This is a genomic window from Alcaligenes sp. SDU_A2, assembly GCF_038237375.1.
Classification (GTDB): Bacteria; Pseudomonadota; Gammaproteobacteria; order Burkholderiales; family Burkholderiaceae_B; genus Alcaligenes.
Map to the genome: position 1 here is coordinate 1568543 of NZ_CP151273.1, position 17055 is coordinate 1585597.

Sequence of the window (17055 nt, forward strand, 5' to 3'; positions counted from 1 at the left end):
TCTTTCTGGAGCCTCCCATGAAAGCTCTTGTCATCAGTGTCGACATGGGGGAACTGGACTTCCAGGCGCACTCTGACGAGTTCGTGATGCTGGCCGAAGGGGCCGGTGCCCAGATCGTCGAGATGTTGATCGTGCGCCGCGCCAGACCCGATCCCGCCTATTTCATCGGCACTGGAAAGCTGGAAGAGGCCGTGGCCTTGGCCAAGGCCGCCGATGCCCAGATTGTTCTGTTCGACCGGGCGCTCAGTCCCGCCCAGCAGCGCAACCTGGAACGCCAGTTCGAGCTGCGCGTGGTCGATAGGGTCGCGCTGATTCTGGATATTTTCGCGCTGCGCGCACAAAGTCACGAAGGCAAGCTGCAGGTCGAGCTGGCTCAGTTGCAGCATCTGTCCTCGCGTCTGACGCGCATGTGGTCTCACCTGGAACGTCAGCGCGGGGGCATAGGGATGCGTGGCCCGGGCGAATCGCAGTTAGAGATGGACCGGCGCATGATCGGTGCCAAGGTACGGACCTTGCGCGAACGGCTGGACAAGGTACAGCGCCAGCGCAGCACACAGCGGCGCGCGCGTTCGCGTGGCGATACGCTGTCGGTGTCCCTTGTGGGTTATACCAACGCCGGCAAGTCGACCTTGTTCAATGCGCTGACCCGTGCCCAGGCTTACGCGGCCGATCAACTGTTCGCCACCCTGGACACCACCACGCGTCGCGTCTGGATCGAAGGGGCCGGGCAGGTGGTCATCTCCGATACGGTGGGTTTTATTCGCGAACTTCCGCCCACCTTGATCGCCGCCTTTCGGGCAACCCTGGAAGAAACGATTCATGCCGATCTGCTGTTGCATGTCGTGGATGCGGCCAGTCCGCAGCGCGACGAGCAGATCGCTGAAGTCCACAAGGTTTTGGAGGACATCGGCGCACATGGCATCCCCCGTATCCTGGTCTACAACAAAATCGATCAGGCCGGCTATGAGCCACGGGTGGAGCGGGATGAACATGGTACTATTGCCCGAGTCTTTGTTAGCGCTCTAGAGCGCATCGGATTGGATGGATTGCGTACGGCAATCGTCGAATCAGGTCACTTCGCGGAAAACAATGCGTCTGAACAATAAAATATTCAATCTCAATGATCCCGGTTGGGGGCGAGACAACGGCAAGAACGATTCCGAGCCGCCTCGCCGCCCCGAGAAACAAGATGGCCCGCCTGACCTTGACGAGGTGTGGCGCGATTTCAATAACCGCCTGGGTTCCGTGTTCGGCCGCAAAGGCCGCCGTTCCCCTCCCGGTGGCGGCATGCCTCCCGGCGCGGGCGGCCCGTCCATGCCCAAAGGTTCGCCCAAGCTGTTCGTGCTGGGCGGCGTGGTGGTGTTCGGTCTGTGGCTGGCCAGCGGCTTTACCATTGTCCAGGAAGGGCAGGTGGCGGTGGTCACGCGTTTTGGCGAATACACCAAGACCTTGAACCCCGGTCTGCAATGGCGCTGGCCCAATCCCATCGAGGATCACCAGACCGTCAATATTTCGCAGCTGCGCACCTTCGAGGTCGGTTATCGTGGCAATGCCCGCAACAAGGTGCTCCCCGAGTCCCTTATGCTGACCACCGACGAGAACATCGTCGACATGCAGTATGTGGTGCAATACCGTTTGTTGCCTACTGGCGCGCCGGACTATCTGTTCAATACCGTCGACCCCGACGAATCCGTACGCCAAGCCGCCGAGACGGCTATGCGCGAAGTGGTCGGCAAGCAGCCGATGGACACGGTGCTGTACTCCGGCCGTACGCAGATTGCAGCCGACGTGCAGCAATTGGCCCAGTCCATTCTGGACCGCTACCGTACGGGTATACAGATCAGCACGGTCGCCATCCAGAACGTGCAGCCGCCCGAACAAGTGCAGGCGGCGTTCGACGATGCCGTCAAGGCCGGTCAGGACCGTGAACGGCAGATCAACGAAGGCCAGGCCTACGCCAACAAGGTGTTGCCCGAAGCGGCGGGTCAAGTGGCCCGCATGTTGCAGGAATCCGAGGGTTACAAGGCCAAGGTGGTGGGCGACGCCAAGGGTGATACGGCTCGTTTCTCCAGCGTGGAAGCCGAGTACGTGAAAGCCCCCGGCGTCACGCGTGACCGTCTGTATCTGTCCACCGTGCAGCAGATCCTGGAGAACGCCAGCAAGGTGCTGGTCGACACACGCAGCGACAACAACATGATCTATCTGCCATTGGACAAGATCGTGCGTCAAGCCGGCAGCTTGCCGGGCGTGGAGCCGTCCACTCCGGCCGCTGCCGCGGCGGCTCAAGGTTCGCCGTCGCGCGCGGTTCCGGCTGCGCCTGCCAAGGCACCTGCGGTTGCCAATCCGGCCGGTATGGACACGTCGCTGGGCTCGTTGGTTAGCCCTTATTCCCCATATGCACGCTAGGAGAGCATGATGCAACGTTTATTTCCTGCTCTGGTGGCCCTGGCGGTAATCATCGGGCTGCTGCTGTCCTCTGTGTTTGTCGTGCGCGAGCGTGATGCCGCGCTGGTCTTTGCCCTGGGCGAGGTGCGTGGCACCATTACCAGTCCCGGTCTGTATTTCAAGTTGCCGCCTCCGTTCGAGAACGTGGTTCTTTTGGACAAGCGCTTGCAGACTATCGAAACCAAAGATCCGGAGCGTATCCAGACGGCCGAAAAGAAAAACCTGCTGATCGACTCGTACGTCAAATGGCGTATTTCCGATCCGCGCCTGTTCTACGTCACCTTCGGTTCCAGCGACCGCGGCGCGGTAGAGCGTCTGCAGGCTCAGATCCGCGATGCATTGAACGCGGCCGTGAACGTGCGCACCGTCAAGGAAGTGGTGTCCACGCAGCGCGATGCCATCATGCGCGAAGTGCTGACGGCAGTTGAGGCCCGGGCGCGTCCGCTGGGTGTCGAGGTCGTGGACGTGCGTTTGCGCCGCATCGAATTCTCGCCCGAGATTTCCGAATCCGTGTATCGCCGCATGGAGGCCGAACGTACGCAAGAAGCGAATCGTTTGCGTGCAACCGGTGCGGCCGAGAGCGAGCGCATCCGCGCCGAAGCCGATCGTCAGCGCCAGGAATTGCTGGCTGACGCTTATGCGCAGGCCCAAGCCGTGCGCGGGCAGGGCGATGGTCAGGCAGCCTCGATCTATGCCGACTCTTACAGCAAGAATCCGGAGTTCTATCGTTTCTACCGCAGCCTGGAAGCCTATCGTGGCGCTTTTGGCAAGGAAGGCGATACGCTGGTCATCAGCCCCGATTCGGAATTCTTCAATTACTGGAGAAATCCAAGCGGACAGGCTGAAACGGCAAGCGGCCGCTAACTGTCAGCAGGCATCAGGGCCGCCGGGTGTTCCCCCGGCGGCCCTGATCGTTTATACTATCGTGTAAGTTACTAACACCACTTCGCAGGCGACTTGGGCGGCTTACAGCCCCAAGTCGCTTTTTGTTTGGCTGGAACTTTCGTCTATCAAGTAGTTCGAGGCACGTGTATGTCCAATTGGTTGTTGCCAGAGAGCCTGGCCGATATCCTGCCCGCCGAGGCGCGCCGCATCGAAGAGTTGCGCCGCCATCTGCTGGACTTGTATCGTACCCATGGGTTCGAGCTGGTCGCCCCTCCACTGGTGGAATATCTGGAGTCCTTGCAGGCCGTATCGGGCACGGACCTGAATCTGCGCACCAGCAAAGTCGTGGATCAGATATCCGGTCGCACTATGGGTGTGCGTGCGGACATGACTCCGCAAGTGGCGCGTATCGATGCCCACTTGCTTAATCGCGAAGGCGTGACTCGTCTGTGCTATTGCGGTTCGGTGCTGCATGCGCGGCCTGCGGGCCTGCTGTCCGACCGCGAATTGCTGCAGATCGGTGCCGAGATCTTCGGCCATGCCGGGGTGGAGTCCGACTTGGAAATCATTCAGTTGGCGCTGGCCAGCGTCGCCCAGGCCGGCGTGCATCACCCGCGCCTGGATCTGAATTATCCAGGTCTGGGGCGTTTTCTGATTGAACGCGATCCCGTGCTAAAGAGCCGCGTGGCCGATGTGTGCGAACTGCTTAACGCCAAAGATGTGTCGGGCATTCATGCGCTGGGACGCGATTCCGGTTGTCTGCCTGAAACCACGCGTTATCTGCTTGCTCTGACTTCGCTGTACGGCGATGCCAGTGTGCTGGACAGGGCCAGAGCCTTGTTGCCCGATGCGCCCGAAGTGCGCGAGGCGCTGAGCAGCCTGCGCACGCTGATCGATGCATCGCCCGGCCACGAAATTACCGTCGATCTGGCCGATATCGGCAGCGGCTATGCCTATCACTCGGGCCTTGTTTTTTCTGTCTATGCCGAAGGTTGGCACGACGCGCTGGTGCGCGGCGGCCGTTTCGACGGTATAGGCCGCGTGTATGGGCGGGCGCGTCCCGCCACGGGTTTCAGTCTGGATTTGCGCAAATTGTCCGCCGGCTTGCCGCCGGCTCAGGCCGCGCGCGCAGTCCGGGCACCATGGGGTAATCAGCCCGACCTGATTGAGGCGCTCAAGCGTTTGCGCCAGAGCGGCGAAATTGTCATCCAGATGTTGCCCGGACAGGAGCTCAGTCTGGATGAATTCGTGATCGACCGCGAACTTGTTTCGCTGGACGGTCAGTGGCAGCTTAGGGCGCTGTAAGCCGGGCGGCTTGCTGCGCAGGTGATTGTTTTCGGTCCGGCACGGTGCCGGCCTCCTTTATTCTGATACTAGACATGAGCAAAAACATTGTGGTGATCGGCACCCAGTGGGGTGACGAAGGCAAAGGCAAGATCGTAGACTGGCTGGCCGAGTCCGCGCATGGCGTGGTTCGTTTCCAGGGCGGTCACAATGCCGGCCATACTTTGTGGATCAATGGCAAAAAGACCATTCTGCGTCTGATCCCCTCGGGCATCATGCACGCGCATGTAACCTGCTATATCGGCAATGGCGTGGTGCTTTCTCCCGAAGCGCTGCTGACCGAAATCGCCGAGCTTGAAGCCGCCGGTCTGGATGTGCGCTCGCGCCTGCAGATCTCGCCTGCCTGCCCGTTGATTCTTCCCTACCACATCGCAGTGGATCAGGCCCGCGAAAAGCGCAAGGGCGATGGCAAGATCGGCACGACAGGTCGTGGCATCGGGCCGGCTTACGAAGACAAGGTGGCTCGACGCGCGCTGCGCGTGCAGGACCTGTACGACCACGCCATCTTCGACGAGAAGCTGGCCGAGGCCCTGGACTATCACAACTTTGTACTGACCCAGTACCTGGGTGCCGAAGCTGTATCGGCCCAGCAAGTGCGCGACCTGGCCATGCAACATGCCGAGCAGTTGGCGCCGATGGTGGCAGATGTGTCCAATAATCTGTACCTGGCCAAAAAGGCTGGTCAGAAGCTGCTGTTTGAAGGGGCGCAGGGCGCGCTGCTGGATATCGATCACGGCACGTACCCCTTTGTCACCAGCAGCAATTGCCTGTCGGGCGCGGCTTCTGCCGGTGCCGGCGTGGGGCCGCAGGAGCTGAGCTATGTGCTGGGTATTGCCAAGTCCTACACGACGCGCGTGGGTTCGGGCCCATTCCCCACGGAGTTGCTGGATGACACCGGCATGCGCCTGGCCACGGTCGGCAAGGAATTCGGTTCGGTCACCGGCCGCCCTCGTCGTTGCGGCTGGTTCGATGGCGCCGCCATGAAGCGTTCGGTCATGATCAATGGCATCTCTGGTCTGTGCATTACCAAGCTGGATGTGCTGGACGGTGTGGAACAGATCAAGATCGGCGTGGGCTATCGCTACAAGGGTGAATTCCTGGACGTGCTGCCTTACGGCGCGCATGCCGTGGCCGAAGCCGAGCCTGTGCTTGAAGAGATGCCCGGCTGGACCGAATCCACCGTGGGCGTGACCGACTACGACAAGCTGCCTATCAATGCGCGTCGCTATCTGGAACGCATTGCCGAGATTTGCGACGTGCCTATCGATATGGTTTCGACGGGGCCGGATCGCAACGAAACCATTGTTCTGCGTGATCCGTTCACCAAATAAGCGCATTCTCGCGGTATAATGCCTTGCACCGTTGTACGGTGCGTACAAAGCGGCCTTTGGGCCGCTTTGTCGTTCTGGACGCTGCGCGGCCTGCCCAGACTCTCCCGCAGGCGTTCAATGCGCAGCTATTGCATCTATATCTGGAATACATATGAGTCTGCCCCCAAATACCGATACCGATGAGTGGGTTTCCTGGGACCAGTACAATCGCCTGATCGAGCGACTGGCCCTGAGCATTCACGAGTCCGGTTGGAAATTCGAGAAAATCGTCTGCCTGGCACGGGGTGGAATGCGAGTGGGCGATGTCATTTCGCGCATTTACGATGTGCCTCTGGGCATTCTGGCCACCAGCAGCTACCGCGAAGCGGCCGGCACGGAGCAGGGCGATCTGGATATTGCCCAGTACATTACCATTACGCGTGGAACGCTGGACGGCAACGTCCTGTTGGTCGACGACATGGTTGATACGGGCAAGACCTTCATGCGCGTGCGCGATCATCTGCGTGCTCAGTTTCCTGCTATTACGGAGCTGAAAACGGCTGTTTTGTGGTGGAAAGGCCACGCGCAGGTGGAGCCGGACTACTACGTGTCCAAATTGCCGACAAACCCCTGGATTCATCAGCCCTTTGAGGACTACGATAGCATTCGTCCTCATCAGCTTGATGCCTGGATGCGCAAGGGTCCTGCGCAGGCTTGAGCTTTTTGATCCAGACATACGGTGGACAGCCCAGATTGCGCCTTGCTTGGCCGTGGCCGGCAATCGTGCTATGATTTTGGGCTGTCTGTTACGCTAACCCTTTAATTTACAAGGCCAGGGATTACATGCCTATTGTTCGCCTGAAAGAAAACGAGCCTTTCGAGGTTGCACTGCGTCGCTTTAAGCGCACGATCGAAAAAACCGGTCTGTTGACCGAGTTGCGTTCGCGCGAGTTCTACGAAAAGCCAACGGCCGAGCGCAAGCGCAAGCACGCCGCCGCTGTCAAGCGTCACTACAAACGCATTCGTAGCCAGCAGCTGCCTCCACGCTTGTATTGATTCCTGAATCATTTGTTCAGGAACTGCTCGCCCGTGTCGATGTCGTTGATGTCGTCGGGCGATATGTGCAGTTGCGCAAAGGCGGGGCCAACTTGCTTGGCCTATGCCCTTTTCACAACGAAAAATCTCCTTCCTTCACGGTCAGCCCTACCAAGCAGTTTTATCATTGCTTTGGGTGTGGGGCCCACGGATCAGCCATATCGTTCCTGATGGAGCATACGGGGGCGTCGTTCCCCGAGGCCGTACGCAGTCTGGCTGCGTCTGCCGGCATGACTGTACCCGAAGCGCAGCGTTCGCCGCGGCAAAGGGCTGCTGATGCCCGCCGCAAGGACGAACTGACTCGTCAACACCATATTCTTGAAACCGCCCAGGCGCATTATCTGCGTCAACTGAAGCAATCGCCTATCGCCATCGACTATCTGAAGCGTCGTGGCCTGGACGGCGAGACGGCCGCGCGGTTCGGCTTGGGGTGGACAGGGGCGGAGCGCCGTGGCCTGGCCACGGTATTTACGCAGTACGAAGATAATCAGCTGGTCGAGTCCGGCCTGGTCATCGAGTCCGAAGACGGCCGTCGCTACGACCGCTTTCGTTCCCGGATCATGTTCCCGATCCGTAATGCCAAGGGCCACATCATCGGTTTTGGCGGTCGCCTGATCGAGAAAGGCGAACCCAAGTACCTGAATTCGCCGGAAACCACCTTGTTCTCCAAAGGGCATGAGCTGTATGGCCTGTGGGAGGGGCGGCAGGGTATACGCCAGGAAGGCTTTGTCCTGATCGTGGAAGGCTATATGGACGTGGTGGCATTGTCCCAGCACGGCTTGCATAACGCCGTGGCCACATTGGGAACTGCCACGACCGAGCACCACATTACCAAGCTGATGCGGGCCAGCGACAGGCTGGTGTTCAGCTTTGATGGTGATGCGGCCGGCCGCAAGGCGGCCTGGCGGGCGCTCAATACGTGCCTGCCCTTGGTGCGCGATGATGTCTCCATCCGTTTTATGTTTTTGCCTGACAAGCACGATCCGGATTCCTATGTGCGCGAGTTCGGTGCCCAGGCTTTCAGGGATCAGGCTCAGCAAGCTTACGCTTTGTCGCGTTTTCTTCTGGATGAGCTGGCCTCGCGCCATCGCATGGACGAAGCCGAGGGGCGTGCGGCCTGCGTGCATGAAGCCTTGCCCATGCTGACGGAGTTGGCGGACAGTACCTTGAAAGTGCAGATTCAGCACGAATTTGCCCGAATGGTGCTGTTGACGCCTGACGAGCTGGCGCAGCGCCTGAGCACGGTGGAGCCGCCGCGTCGTCCCCAGGCCGACAAACCGCCTGCGCAAGATGGTCTGGTGCCTCGTGCGCCGGTGCCGTCCGAGCCGCTCACCGCAGGCGATGTGCCTGAGTTCGACGGCGGTTTCGATGGCTTCGATGGTTTTGACGGTTCCTTTGCCGACAGCGTTCCTGTAGATGACTGGCAGGAGCCGCAGGATTGGCAAGCGCCGCCATCGGCACCGTCGCGGGAAAAAAGGGAATGGCGCACGGGAAAAGGCAAGCAGCGCCAGGGGCCGCCGCCAGTCATGGGCAGCCGGGCCGTTACGCCGATGGCCAAGCGTTTGCTACGCCTGCTAATTGCGCATCCGGCGCTGGTGGCTAGCCTGGGCGACCAGCAACTTGAAATTCTGGCCCAGAGTCCCCATTTGCGTCTTGTGCAGGAGCTGATTGCCTTGATCAATATCAGCGCGGCCCGACATGCGGGGGCATTGCAACAAGCGGTTGATGCTGACTCCGACCTGGCTCCTGTGCTGCAGGCTTTGGCTACAGAGCTGTTGGGCGAGGACGAGCTGCCTGATCCGCAAGGCGAATGGCGCGACGCCTTGCGCCGCATTGAACTCGATGCCATCAAGGCTGAACAGTCCTTGCTGGTGGAGACAGGATTGCGCGAGCCTGAGCAGCGTCAGCGTTATCAGGAATTGACACGCCGCATCGCTTTGTTGAATGCTGCTTATACTCGGCAAGTGAAGTAAAATATTAGGTTTATGTGTTGTGTTTGCATCCGGCCAGATGTATTTCTGGCACGCGGGCAAATGCGGCGGGTAGCGGGTTGCGAACCACATCATGCCTTGAGCCGTCGAGCCAGGGATTAAATCACGCCGGGTTCGCTGGCGCAGCACGCCCAAGAGCCGGCCGGATGACAGCGCGCGCATATCAGGTTCTGGCCTGTACGACTCGGTGGCTACATATTGGTACCACAGGGGTAATTGGCGTCTATGGAAGAAATTATGACTCAAACGACTGGTAAAACCTCGACGACGGTCTCTCGGTCTGGCAAGACAACCCTGGCCGCAACGGCAAAATCAGGGGCTTCAAGTTCGGTAGACCTCGATGATTTCCTCGAGGACGGGGAACCAGGCGCAGCGCCTGCCAGGAAGGCAGCCAAGAAAGCCGCAGCCAAAAAAACCGTTGCCAAGAAAGCCGCCGCCAAAAAGACGGCGGCCAAGGCCGTTGGGGGCGGACGGCGCGGACGTCCCGCCAAGAACGCCAATAACGACGGCATCGATTTCGTGGACGACGAGGACATGGGCGACGAGGAAGTCATTCCCGATCTCAAGCCAGTGGCCAAACGTGGTGCCAAGCGCGCCAAGGTCGAAAAAGACGTATTCGGCGTGCGTGGTCAGCTCAGCCCCGAAGAACAGGAAGCGCGGCGCAATCGCCTCAAGGCCCTGATCAAGCTGGGCAAGGATCGCGGCTACCTGACCTATGGCGAAATCAACGACCATCTGCCCGATGACCTGGTGGATGTCGAGGCCATCGATGGCATCATAGGCACTTTCAGCGACATGGGCATCTCGGTCTATGACCAGGCACCCGATGCCGATACCCTGCTCATGAGCGATAACGCGCCTATGGCCTCCAGCGACGACGACGTCGAGGACGAGGCCGAGGCGGCGCTGACCACCGTGGATTCGGATTTCGGCCGCACCACCGATCCCGTGCGCATGTATATGCGCGAAATGGGCTCGGTCGAACTGCTGACCCGCGAGGGCGAAATTGAAATCGCCAAGCGTATCGAAGACGGCCTCAAGCATATGGTCATGGCCATTGCCGCCTGCCCGACCACGGTCAACGAAATTCTGACCTATGTGCAGCGCGTGCGCGAGGGCGTGATCCAGATCGACGAAGTCGTGGATGGCCTGGTGGACGACGAGGGCGAAGAATACGCCGGTTCGGGCGTCTCGGCCGAGGACGAGGACGAAGGCCCGGCAGGCGGCATGAGCAGCAAGCAGATCGAGTATCTGCGCAACAAGTCGCTCAAGAAGTTTGACATCATCGGCGAATGGTTCGAGAAGATGCGCGTGTCCTTCGAGACCGAAGGCTACAAGAGCGCCGGTTATGTGCAGGCCCAGGAAACCATCCTGAACGAGTTCATGGGTATCCGCTTTACGGCCAAGATGGTCGAGAAGCTGGCTGACACCATGCGTGAGCAGGTGGCGGTGGTGCGCGCGCACGAGCGCGAGATCTTGAATATCTGTGTGGAACGCGCCGATATGCCGCGCGCGCATTTCATCAAAGCCTTCCCCGGTAACGAGACCAACCTGAATTGGGTGGTGGACGAGGTTGCTGCCGGTCATCCCTATGCGTCCATTCTGGAGCGTCATATTCCTGCCATCCAGGAAGTTCAGCAAAAACTGATCGACCTGCAGACCAGCGTCGTGTTGCCGCTCAAGGATCTGAAAGAAGTCAACAAACGCATGACCACCGGCGAAGCCAAGGCCCGCAAGGCCAAGCGCGAAATGACCGAGGCCAACCTGCGTCTGGTGATCTCCATTGCCAAGAAGTACACGAACCGTGGCCTGCAATTCCTGGATTTGATCCAGGAAGGCAATATCGGCTTGATGAAAGCCGTGGACAAGTTCGAGTACCGTCGTGGTTACAAGTTCTCGACCTACGCGACCTGGTGGATTCGTCAGGCCATTACGCGTTCCATTGCGGATCAGGCGCGCACCATTCGTATTCCGGTGCACATGATCGAAACCATCAACAAGATGAATCGCATCAATCGCCAGATCTTGCAGGAAACGGGCGTCGAGCCCGATCCAGCGACGCTGGCCTTGAAGATGGACATGCCCGAGGACAAGGTTCGCAAGATCCTGAAGATCGCCAAAGAGCCCATCTCCATGGAAACGCCCATCGGCGACGATGACGATTCGCACTTGGGCGACTTCATCGAGGACAACAACACGGTGTCGCCCTCGGATTCTGCCCTGCACGGTTCCATGCGCGAAGTGGTCAAAGACGTGCTCGATTCTCTGACTCCGCGTGAAGCCAAGGTATTGCGTATGCGTTTCGGTATCGAAATGAGCACTGACCAGACCCTGGAAGAAGTGGGCAAGCAGTTCGACGTTACCCGTGAGCGTATTCGTCAAATAGAAGCCAAGGCATTGCGCAAGCTGCGCCATCCCAGCCGCGCAGACAAACTCAAGAGCTTCCTGGAAAGCCAGTAGTTCTTTGTTTGATGCCATGTAAAGAAACCGGCCCTTGTGGCCGGTTTCTTTTTGTTCTCTTGAAGAGTTCCAAGCGCCAATTTACTCAGTCGGTGACATGCTGGCTTTTCGAAGACGCCATTGAACGCGCAGCAGGCTCGGACAGCGCACCGACAAGCCATCCGACCCCCCCTTTCGAGCGTGCTGCGCCTTGAACGGTTCAAAACACCAATGACATAGCCATACCCAACAGAACATTGAGCGTATGGCTGAAATCTTGCATGGCGTACGCCGATGTCCCGCCGTTTGGGCCAAGCACAGCGGTGCTGTTTTCCTACGAAGGAACCCCCGAAGTTTCTCGTAGAACTGTTTTTTTTGTGCTGGCCCCGCCACGCCCAGAGATTTTTTTTGCAGGCGCAGTAATCCAGAGGTTTTTTTCGCAGGCTCAACATGCGTGAACGCTGGCTTAACGGCCAGGCCGGGCCGGTTTTCTAGCGCTGAGCAGGCCAGCGTTTATTTTTTTGATGATTCGATCCCGTTTTTTTATTGACGGCCGCTTGCGTTTGGAAAATTTCACGCACCTTGTGCTATTTTTCGACATGTTTTCAGCTGAGTGAAGTAGGCGGGCGTCTGCGATACGTCGTTCTGTCGGCTTTGCTCATTGTTCAACGGCTGGTACGTGGGTTTTGCATTCAAACGGCTTGCCTGCTGCCCGAATCGATAAAGATCCTGGATGGGTTTGTCCGGGGCCGGGTCGCCGCCTTTCGCACTTTTTACATGAAGCCAACCATTTCTGAGCATAGGGAGCCAGGGGCATGATTGCGACCAGCTCTGTGACGTATCGCATTCAACTGGCCATGAGTCTTGCCCTGACTTTTGTGGTCTTGGTATTGGGGGCAGGCTCCTATCTGGCTTTTGGCTACCTGAAAGACAATGTCCTTAACGAGCACTTGAACGAAGTCGTCCAGCAGTTGGAGACGGTCAAGCCGGACGCCAGCGGTGCCTTGTCATTGGACCAGCGACATCGCCATCTCGCCTGGTTTTTGGCGACCGGGGAGCAAGGGGCGAACGACGTGCCGGCCGAATTTAGCGCGCTGACCGCGGGAACCCACGAGTTGAACTGGCAGCAGGAACAGTGGCGTGTGCGGGTGTTAGATCGCGAGGACGGGCGCATTATTACGGCGGCGACCTCCGAGTCTTTCCGGCAGCGTCAGACCGAGTTCGGCCTGCTGATTCTGGCCTGCATGACCTTTTGTTTGCTGATGGTCTGGTTGACGGCCGGTCATCTGGCTGCTTTGGCATCGGGGCCTATGATACGGTTGGTGCATATGCTGAGTCAGCGCAGCGGTGAGCAGCACCAGTATCAAGTGGCCAACGATAATGAAATGGGGCGTCTGCTGGGGGCGTTTAACGTCATGCAGAGCCGCCTGGAGGAAGAGCTTTACGAAGAGCGTGAAATGGCCCTGAATCTGGGCCATGAACTGAATACGGCCTTGTGTGCCATCCGCAGCGAGGCCGAAATGTTGCTGCTGACCGGGCAGGGAGGCGGACGCTCCCGCCTGGAGAACATCATACGGCAGGCCGACATTGCCGCCGCTGGCTTGCAGAGCGCACAGAACCTGGCGTCCATAGGGCGCTCTCATAAGCAGGAATGCTGTCTGTCTCGTTACGTGGATGATGCCTGGGGGTCCTTGCCGACAGGCGCGGGCAAGACTTTGCCGCATTTCCGTAACGAAGTGCCCGAATCACTGCGCTTGAATCTGGACCCGTCGGCCCTGTTGGTGGTGATTCGTAATCTATTGCAGAATGTGGTCGATCATGCCCGGGCCAGCGATGTCGTCGTCAGTGCGCCTACGCCGACCACATTGATGTTCAAGGATAATGGGCAGGGCATTGCTGCCGACCGGCTTGAGCGCCTGTTCGAGCGTCATTTCCATCAAGGAGCTCGCTCTTCGCCGCAGACCGGCCGACGTGGTCTGGGCATGGATATTGTGCGTCAGATCTGCCTCTATCATGGCTGGACCTTGCGTGTGCAATCCGATGTGCAGGGGGCGCAGCGTGGCACCCGGTTCTATCTGGAGCTGGAATAGCGCGGGCAAGGCTTGCGGAACCGATATTCACGCGGATTTTACGCCCCTGGCGTTACAGTGCCGTCGTCTGGGACCATGCGCATTGACCGATGCGCCTTTCAGAGCGACCCCATCTTGCCCGGCGTATCCGGCCGGGCCGACTCCCCCCTTGCGAAAAATAGATCAAGCCATGCGCGTACTGATAGTCGAAAATGACACGACCATTGCCGAGAACCTGTATACCTACCTGGAGCTGAAAGGCTTTGTGGTGGACGCCGCTTACGATGGCAATGGGGCTCTGGGCTTATTGCAGGACCTGGACTTTGACGCCATGATTCTGGATCTGGGCCTGCCGGGCCTGGATGGTTTCGGTGTTTTGCAGGCGCTGCGCAAGTCCAGCCGCACGCCCATACCGGTGTTGGTGCTGACCGCGCGCAGCCAGCTCGAGAGCAAGCTGACGGCGTTCGATCTGGGGGCCGACGATTATTTGATCAAACCGTTTGCGCTGGCCGAGGTCGAGGCGCGTTTGCGTGCTTTGTTGCGGCGTGGGCCTTCGCAAGTGTTGCATGGAGTGTTGCGCTGGGGCGAACTGGAATACAACCTGGATACGGCGCTGGTCAGTGTCGCCGGACAGAACTTGCATCTGAGCTTTAAGACGCGTCAGGTGCTGGAGGCTTTGCTGCGCGAGCCAGGGGCCATCATTACCCGTCGTTCGCTGGAAAAGACGCTCTGGCCGGAAGGGGCACCGTCTGCCGAGGCCTTGCGCAGTCAGATTCATTTGCTGCGCCGTGCGCTGGCCGAGGCCGGAGCAGGCAATATCGAAACACTTCCCGGGCTGGGCTGGCGCCTGGAACAGGAAGCCGAGGATGTGCCGGGGGCCGGGCGGGCTTGAGTCATGAGCGCGCTGAATCTGCGGGTATCCTGGGCCGCCACCTTGATTGCGGCTGTATTGGCTGTGATTCTGAGTGCCGTAGCGTATGTCACTTTCGCCAAAATGGAGCGCGATCTGGTCCATGCCACATTGCTGTCCGAAGCCGAGCAGTCTGCCGTGGGGCAGACTGCCGGCATGCAGCTTGAGCGTTACTGGTTTGCAAACGGGCAGCCCTTGACCGACTTACCTGCATTTGCGCAGGTGGATACGCCGGGCCTGCATACAAAAGCCGGTCCGGATGGTAATTGGTTTGTGTTTCGACTGGACCGGGCCGATGGTCGGATGTATGTGCTGCATCCGGCGCAGGTGCATGAACGTCGTGTCCACGACTTTGGCGTGGCGTTGGGGCTGGTGGGAACGCTGGCAGTGGTGCTGGTGTTTTTCTTGTCGCATCGGGTGGCGCGGGTTGCGGTGGCACCTGTGCGTGCCTTGGCGGCGCAGTTGGAGCGTTGGGCACCTGCGGGCAGCAGTCAGGGTGGCCAGCGCGGCCTGGGCGATGAAGCCCGCCTTAGGCAAGCGTTCAGTCGCTTGCAGGGACAGGTCGAAGAATTGCTGATTCACGAACGCGAGTATGCCGCCCGACTGGGGCATGAGTTGCGCACCGGCCTGGCGGCCATACGCAGCGATTGCGAGTTATTGCAGTTGCAGCTGCCGCAAGGACCTGTGCAGCAGCGTCTGCAGCGCATGAAGATGCAGGCCGATCAAGTCTGCGCCAGTCTGGACCGGGCTGAAAGCCAGGGATATTCCACGCGGCAGCCTAAGCAGGAGTTATTGCTGCGGGAATGGGTAGAGCAGAACTGGCAATCGGTATCCTTGCTGGAGCCGCGCAGTCAGCAGCTTGCCTGGATCAATGCCGTACCGCCGGATGTCGTCAGAACGCTGGATGTGTATGCCTTGTCCATGCTGCTGCGCATTTTGATGCGCAATGCCGTCGATCATGCCGCGCCTTGTCAGTTGCGTGCAGATTGGGTGGGGACATCGGTGCTGGAGCTGGCCGATACCGGTCCGGGTGTGGCTCCCGAGGAACAGGTCTTGATTTTCGAGCGCCACTTTAGTTGCGGGCGGCAATTGCCTGACGATGCCGACGGGCAGACACAGCGCGGCAAAGGCTTGGCCCTGGCCCGCCAGATCGCGCTGGCACAGGGCTGGAGCCTGACCGTGCAGCCGGGTCCGGATGGCACAGGCTGCGTGTTCAGGCTGGATCTGAGTCCTGCTTAGGCCGCCCGGCGATGCACACAGCGCCCGGCACTGTAGCTGGCGCTGATATTGCGGTCGTCTCCCAGCATGGCCAGGACAAACAACTGTTCTTCCAATGAATCTAGCTGGCTGCTGCGGCGTGCCATCAGTGGTGTGGCGGCCGGATCAACGATGATGAAATCGGCCTCTGCGCCGGGGGCCAGCGTGCCGATTTGGCCTTGCATGTCCAGGGCGCGCGCCGCTCCTTCGGTCGCCAGGTAGAACATGCTGGTTGCAGTCAGGTGACAGCCGCCCAGTCGGGCCACTTTATGGGCTTCGTTCATGGTGCGCAGCATGGAGAAAGACGTGCCCCCACCCACATCGGTGGCCAAGGTGTGGTGTACGCCGCTTTGTCGCATGGCCTGGAAATCGAACAGGCCGCTGGCCAGAAACAGATTGGAGGTGGGGCAATGCGCAGCCACGCTGCCGGTGTCGCGCATGCGTGCCCGGTCTGTCTCGTCCAGCCAGATGCTGTGTCCAAAGATGGCGCGTGGACGCAGCAGGCCGACGCTGTCGTATACATCCAGGTAACTGCGGTTGTGGGGAAACAGTTCGCTGACCCACTGAATTTCGTCTTTGTTCTCGGCCACGTGGGTCTGCACGAAAACATCGGGGTAGGCGCGTGCCAGTTCGCCGCAGGCCGCTAATTGCGCAGGTGTGGAAGTAGGTGCAAAGCGCGGAGTCAGGGCATAGAGCTGGCGGCCTTTGCCATGCCAGCGCCGGATCAGATCTTCGGACTCGCGCGCGCCCGACTCGGCCGTGTCTTGCAGATAGTCCGGGCAGTGGCGGTCCATCATGACTTTGCCGGCGATCATGCGCACATTACGCGAGTGGCTTTCCTGGAAGAAGGCATCAACAGACTGGGGGTGCACACTGCCGTAGACCAAGGCCGTGGTCGTGCCGTTGCGCAGCAGCTCGTCCAGAAAGACACCGGCTACTTCGCGTGCATGGTCACTATCGCCAAATCGGCCTTCGGCTGGGAATGTATAGGTTTCCAGCCAGGGCAGCAGGCCAGAGGCGGGAGAGGCGATGATGTCGGTCTGCGGGAAATGCAGGTGCGTGTCGATCAGGCCGGGCATGATCAGTTTGCCCGGCAGATGAGTCACAGGTACCGATGCGGGCAGCTTTCCGGCCAATTCGGCGTAGTCTGCGCAGGCATCGATCCGTCCCTGGGCATTGACCAGCAGCAGGCCGTCGCTGTGATAGCGCACCGCCTGGGACGGGTCTTCCAGCGTCGCCGGATCGGCCACAAAATAGAGCAATTGAGCGCGATAGGCGCAGGCGGTCGAATCGGGGGAAATCATGGTTGT

At 59.6% G+C, this 17055-nt stretch carries 13 protein-coding genes; 12 read left to right on the plus strand and 1 reads right to left on the minus strand.

Features of this window, described 5'->3' with window-relative positions:
• The first annotated feature begins 17 nt into the window (after positions 1-17).
• From hflX to AADW57_RS07415, 12 genes are all read left to right on the plus strand, one after another.
• Positions 18-1106 (plus strand): GTPase HflX, encoded by a 1089-nt coding sequence (gene hflX, locus AADW57_RS07360; protein WP_341669402.1) that lies wholly within the window; start codon positions 18-20, stop codon positions 1104-1106.
• The gene (gene hflK, locus AADW57_RS07365; RefSeq protein WP_341669403.1) at positions 1090-2406 is read left to right on the plus strand and encodes an FtsH protease activity modulator HflK; all 1317 of its coding nucleotides are present in this window, start codon (positions 1090-1092) and stop codon (positions 2404-2406) included. The genes hflX and hflK overlap by 17 nt, the downstream gene beginning before the upstream one ends.
• Positions 2407-2415: 9 nt before the next feature.
• Positions 2416-3309 (plus strand): protease modulator HflC, encoded by an 894-nt coding sequence (gene hflC / locus AADW57_RS07370; RefSeq protein WP_341669668.1) that lies wholly within the window; start codon positions 2416-2418, stop codon positions 3307-3309.
• Between the two features lie 168 nt (positions 3310-3477).
• Positions 3478-4635 carry an ATP phosphoribosyltransferase regulatory subunit gene (locus tag AADW57_RS07375; protein ID WP_341669405.1) on the plus strand — a complete coding sequence of 386 codons (1158 nt, stop codon included), beginning with the start codon at positions 3478-3480 and terminating at the stop codon, positions 4633-4635.
• Between the two features lie 74 nt (positions 4636-4709).
• Positions 4710-6005 (plus strand): adenylosuccinate synthase, encoded by a 1296-nt coding sequence (locus AADW57_RS07380; protein ID WP_341669406.1) that lies wholly within the window; start codon positions 4710-4712, stop codon positions 6003-6005.
• A 151-nt stretch (positions 6006-6156) separates the two neighbouring features.
• Positions 6157-6702: a phosphoribosyltransferase gene (locus AADW57_RS07385; RefSeq protein WP_341669408.1), complete on the plus strand. Its 546-nt coding sequence runs from the start codon at positions 6157-6159 to the stop codon at positions 6700-6702.
• Between the two features lie 125 nt (positions 6703-6827).
• Entirely contained in the window at positions 6828-7040 is a 213-nt protein-coding gene (rpsU, locus tag AADW57_RS07390; RefSeq protein ID WP_266124966.1) for a 30S ribosomal protein S21, read from the plus strand.
• Positions 7037-9052 (plus strand): DNA primase, encoded by a 2016-nt coding sequence (gene dnaG / locus AADW57_RS07395; protein ID WP_341669409.1) that lies wholly within the window; start codon positions 7037-7039, stop codon positions 9050-9052. Before rpsU ends, dnaG begins: the two co-directional genes overlap by 4 nt.
• 255 nt (positions 9053-9307) lie before the next feature.
• The gene (rpoD, locus tag AADW57_RS07400) at positions 9308-11530 is read left to right on the plus strand and encodes an RNA polymerase sigma factor RpoD (protein WP_341669410.1); all 2223 of its coding nucleotides are present in this window, start codon (positions 9308-9310) and stop codon (positions 11528-11530) included.
• Positions 11531-12324: 794 nt separating this feature from the next.
• The gene (locus tag AADW57_RS07405) at positions 12325-13599 is read left to right on the plus strand and encodes a sensor histidine kinase (protein WP_341669411.1); all 1275 of its coding nucleotides are present in this window, start codon (positions 12325-12327) and stop codon (positions 13597-13599) included.
• Positions 13600-13768: 169 nt separating this feature from the next.
• On the plus strand, positions 13769-14470 hold the full coding sequence (locus tag AADW57_RS07410) for a response regulator transcription factor (protein ID WP_341669412.1): 702 nt from the start codon (positions 13769-13771) through the stop codon (positions 14468-14470).
• Positions 14471-14473: 3 nt separating this feature from the next.
• Positions 14474-15727: a sensor histidine kinase gene (locus AADW57_RS07415; RefSeq protein ID WP_341669413.1), complete on the plus strand. Its 1254-nt coding sequence runs from the start codon at positions 14474-14476 to the stop codon at positions 15725-15727.
• Here AADW57_RS07415 and guaD read toward each other — a convergent pair.
• On the minus strand, positions 15724-17049 hold the full coding sequence (guaD, locus tag AADW57_RS07420) for a guanine deaminase (protein WP_341669414.1): 1326 nt from the start codon (positions 17047-17049) through the stop codon (positions 15724-15726). The genes AADW57_RS07415 and guaD overlap by 4 nt on opposite strands.
• Positions 17050-17055: the final 6 nt, after the last annotated feature.

Excerpts from the sequence above, each read along its gene's own strand:
- AADW57_RS07415 (WP_341669413.1), top strand. The coding sequence starts at position 14,474 with ATGAGCGCGCTGAATCTGCGGGTATCCTGGGCCGCCACCTTGATTGCG.
- AADW57_RS07405 (WP_341669411.1), top strand. The coding sequence starts at position 12,325 with ATGATTGCGACCAGCTCTGTGACGTATCGCATTCAACTGGCCATGAGT.
- rpoD (WP_341669410.1), top strand. The coding sequence starts at position 9,308 with ATGACTCAAACGACTGGTAAAACCTCGACGACGGTCTCTCGGTCTGGC.
- hflX (WP_341669402.1), top strand. The coding sequence starts at position 18 with ATGAAAGCTCTTGTCATCAGTGTCGACATGGGGGAACTGGACTTCCAG.
- rpsU (WP_266124966.1), top strand. The coding sequence starts at position 6,828 with ATGCCTATTGTTCGCCTGAAAGAAAACGAGCCTTTCGAGGTTGCACTG.
- AADW57_RS07375 (WP_341669405.1), top strand. The coding sequence starts at position 3,478 with ATGTCCAATTGGTTGTTGCCAGAGAGCCTGGCCGATATCCTGCCCGCC.
- AADW57_RS07410 (WP_341669412.1), top strand. The coding sequence starts at position 13,769 with ATGCGCGTACTGATAGTCGAAAATGACACGACCATTGCCGAGAACCTG.
- AADW57_RS07380 (WP_341669406.1), top strand. The coding sequence starts at position 4,710 with ATGAGCAAAAACATTGTGGTGATCGGCACCCAGTGGGGTGACGAAGGC.
- hflK (WP_341669403.1), top strand. The coding sequence starts at position 1,090 with ATGCGTCTGAACAATAAAATATTCAATCTCAATGATCCCGGTTGGGGG.
- hflC (WP_341669668.1), top strand. The coding sequence starts at position 2,416 with ATGCAACGTTTATTTCCTGCTCTGGTGGCCCTGGCGGTAATCATCGGG.
- guaD (WP_341669414.1), bottom strand. The coding sequence starts at position 17,049 with ATGATTTCCCCCGATTCGACCGCCTGCGCCTATCGCGCTCAATTGCTC.
- AADW57_RS07385 (WP_341669408.1), top strand. The coding sequence starts at position 6,157 with ATGAGTCTGCCCCCAAATACCGATACCGATGAGTGGGTTTCCTGGGAC.